The following is a 3,589-nucleotide window of genomic DNA, read 5'->3' on the forward strand; positions in this document are numbered from 1 at the left end:
GACGGCGAGCGGCGGGCAGGCGGTGGTCTGGTCGATGACGGCCGACGCGCCGTGGCTGCGGCTGAGCCGTCCGGGCGGCGTGCTGCAGCCCGGGCAGACCGTGACCGTAGTGATCGAAGTCGACGGCGAGCGGGAGCCGGTGGGGCCGTGGCGCGCGCGGGTGACCGTCGCGCCGGGCGGCACGACGGTCACGATCGAAGGCCGGGGCCGCCCGGTGGTCTCGTCCCCCGCGGCCACCCAGCCCCCGGCGACGCCGGTCGGCACACCCCCGGCACCGGCGGGCTCGACACCGCCGTAACCCACGCCTTGCTCGGCACCGCCGGGCACCGCCGCCGTGGTGGCGCGCCGTTGCGGCGGATTCAAGGGTGCGGGCACCCTCGGACGCACGAGCGGGGCGGACACCGATGCCGGTCCGGCAATGCACCCCCGCCGCGACGGCGTGCGACCACGTTGCTGAAGCCCACGGGTGCCGGACAAGCCGTCGGGCGTGCCCATGCATCAGGCCCGCCGCCGGGTGTCACGGCTGCGCGTCCTCCGGATACGGCAGGTACGCATGACGCCCGGCCATGCACCGCCCGGCCAATGCATTGCCCGGCCATCCACCTCCGCCGCAGCGGCGCGTAACCACGACGCCGCGTCCCGCGATGCCGGACCGGCCGGCAGGCCCCGTGGCAGCGGACCGGCCGGGCGGCCCCGTGGCATCAGGCCAGCCCGCCGCCGGACGCCGGGGCAGCGGCCCGCTGCCGGGCGGCCCGGTTACGGGCGGGCGTCCGCCGGATGCGGAGCCATCGGCAGCAGCGCAGCCAGCCGCTCCTCGCAGAGCTCGACCAGCCGCTCGTAGGCCTCCTTGCCCATCATTTCCGTGAGCTCCGGCCGGTACGTCACGTACACCGGGTCGCCGGCGCCGTGCGCCGACGTCGCCGAGGTGCACCACCAGTGCAGGTCGTGGCCGCCCGGGCCCCAGCCGCGGCGGTCGTACTCCCCGATGGAGATCTGCAGGACGCGCGTGTCGTCCGGCCGGTCGATCCAGTCGTACGTCCGCCGTACCGGCAGCTGCCAGCACACGTCCGGTTTGGTCTCGAGCGGCTCGCGGCCCTCCTTCAGGGCCAGGATGTGCAGGGAGCACCCCGCGCCGCCGGCGAAGCCCGGCCGGTTCTGGAAGATGCACGAGCCCTTCCAGCGGCGCGTCTGGCGGTCGCCGTCCTCGTCGAGCTGGGTCCAGCCGGAGTCCGTGCCCACCTCGTGGAACTGCCAGATCTCGGGCGTGAGCCGCGCCACGTGCCCGGCGACCCGCTGCTCGTCGTCCTCGTCGGAGAAGTGCGCGCCCAGCGTGCAGCAGCCGTCGTCGGCGCGGCCGGCCTGGATGCCCTGGCAGCCGCTGCCGAAGATGCACGTCCAGCGTGAGGTCAGCCACGTCAGGTCGCAGCGGAAGACCTGTTCGTCGTCGGCCGGGTCCGGGAACTCGACCCAGGCGCGGGCGAAGTCGAGCCCGACCTCGTCGGAGACCTCCGGCCCCTTCGCCGGGGATGCCGCGTTCTTCGAGGTCACCGAGGTGCTGGAGGAGGTGCTGGAGGCCGCGGCGGAGCGGTCGCGCTTTTTGCCCTGCTTGCCCTGCTTGCCCTGCTTGGCCTTCTTCGTCTTTGCCACCCCACAAGACTATGCGCCCCCGGCCCCCGCAGTAGCGTTCAGGCCATGAGACTCGGTGTCCTCGACGTGGGTTCGAATACGGTCCATCTGCTCGTGGTGGACGCGCACCCGGGCGCGCGCCCGCTGCCCGCCCACTCCCACAAGGCCGAGCTGCGCCTCGCCCAGCTCATCGACCAGGACGGGGCGATCAGCGACAAGGGCATAGACAGGCTCGTCGCCGTCCTCCAGGACGCCCTGCAGGCCGCCGAGGACAAGGGCTGCGAGGACGTCCTGCCTTTTGCCACCTCCGCGGTCCGCGAGGCCGCCAACGCCGACACGCTCCTGGCCCGCGTGCAGCAGGAGACCGGCCTCACGCTGCCGGTCCTGACCGGCGACGAGGAGGCGCGCCTGACCTTCCTGGCCGCCCGCCGCTGGTTCGGCTGGTCGGCCGGAAAGCTTCTGGTGCTCGACATCGGCGGCGGCTCCCTGGAGATCGCCCTCGGCCTGGACGAGGAGCCGGACGCCGCCGCCTCCCTCCCCCTCGGCGCCGGCCGCCTCACCACCGCCTGGCTGCCCGGCGACCCGTCCGACCCCACGGACGTCCGGGCCCTGCGCCGCCACGTCCGGGCCCAGATCGCCCGCATCGTCGGCGACTTCGTGCGCCTCGGCCCGCCCGACCGCGTCGTCGCCACCTCCAAGACCTTCAAACAGCTCGCCCGCATCGCCGGCGCCGCCCGCTCCACCGACGGCCTCTACGTCCAGCGCGCCCTCAGCCGCCGCGCCCTGGAGGACTGGGTCCCCCGGCTCGCCACCATGACCACCGCCCAGCGCGCCCAGCTGCCCGGCGTGTCGGAGGGCCGGGCGAACCAGCTGCTGGCCGGCGCGCTGGTCGCCGAGGGCGCGATGGACCTGTTCGGGGTGGACGAGCTCGAAATCTGCCCGTGGGCGCTGCGGGAGGGGGTCATCCTGCGCAGGCTGGACCACCTGCCGACGCCGGGGGAGAACTGACGGAGAAGCGATGGAGGGCCGACGGAGAGGTGACGGCGCACCGGCCCGTCGCACAGGGGGAGAGCCCACCCGTCGCGTCGGGGGAGAGCCGACCCGTCGTACCGGGGGAGAGCCGGCCCGCCACATCGGAGGTACCCGCACGCCGTACGGGAGGCGGTCGTACGCTGTCCCTCGTGACAGAGCCAGTGGTGCGCATCCCGGATGCGAAGGTCGCGCTGTCCACGGCCTCGGTCTATCCCGAGTCGACGGCGACGGCCTTCGAGATCGCCGCACGCCTGGGCTACGACGGTGTCGAGGTCATGGTCTGGACCGACCCGGTCAGCCAGGACATCGAGGCGCTCCGCCGCCTCTCGGACTACCACCAGGTGCCGATCCTGGCCGTGCACGCACCCTGCCTGCTGATCACCCAGCGCGTCTGGTCGACCGACCCGTGGGTGAAGCTCCAGCGCGCCCGGGCGGCCGCCGAGAAGCTCGGCGCGAGCACGGTCGTCGTGCACCCGCCCTTCCGCTGGCAGCGCGGTTACGCCCGCGAGTTCGTCCGCGGCGTCTGGCGGATGGCCGACGAGACCGACGTCCGCTTCGCCGTCGAGAACATGTACCCGTGGCGCTACCGCGACCGCGAAATGCTCGCCTACGCGCCCGACTGGGACGTCACCAAGGACGACTACCGCCACTTCACCGTCGACCTCTCGCACACGTCCACCGCCCGGACGGACGCCATCGCGATGATCGACCGGATGGGCGACCGGCTCGCCCACGTCCACCTCGCCGACGGCAACGGCTCCGCCAAGGACGAGCACCTCGTGCCGGGCCGCGGCAAGCAGCCCTGCGCCGAGCTGCTGGAGCGCCTCGCGACCCGCGGCTTCGACGGCCACGTGGTGATCGAGGTCAACACCCGCCGCGCGATGTCCACGGCCGAGCGCGAGGCCGACCTCGCCGAGGCCCTCGCCTTCAC

Annotated in this window: 3 protein-coding genes and 1 pseudogene; 2 read left to right on the top strand and 2 right to left on the bottom strand. The window is 73.8% G+C overall.

The genetic code is table 11. The annotated features are described in order from the left end of the window. Positions 1–363 (bottom strand): annotated as a pseudogene (locus tag V7793_RS35155) (hypothetical protein); the annotation flags it as partial. Positions 364–756: 393 nt separating this feature from the next. After that, positions 757–1,647: a hypothetical protein gene (locus tag V7793_RS35160; protein ID WP_336013755.1), complete on the bottom strand. Its 891-nt coding sequence runs from the start codon at positions 1,645–1,647 to the stop codon at positions 757–759. Positions 1,648–1,692: 45 nt separating this feature from the next. On the opposite strand from V7793_RS35160, the gene V7793_RS35165 reads away from it, so the two are divergent. After that, entirely contained in the window at positions 1,693–2,634 is a 942-nt protein-coding gene (locus V7793_RS35165) for a Ppx/GppA phosphatase family protein (RefSeq protein ID WP_336013756.1), read from the top strand. A gap of 173 nt (positions 2,635–2,807) precedes the next feature. Continuing rightward, a partial coding sequence (locus V7793_RS35170) for a sugar phosphate isomerase/epimerase family protein (protein WP_336013757.1) occupies positions 2,808–3,589 on the top strand: 782 nt, incomplete at its 3' end.

Origin of the sequence: Streptomyces sp. KLMMK, assembly GCF_036961605.1 — a bacterium.
In the GTDB taxonomy this organism is placed as follows: Bacteria; Actinomycetota; Actinomycetes; order Streptomycetales; family Streptomycetaceae; genus Streptomyces; species Streptomyces telluris.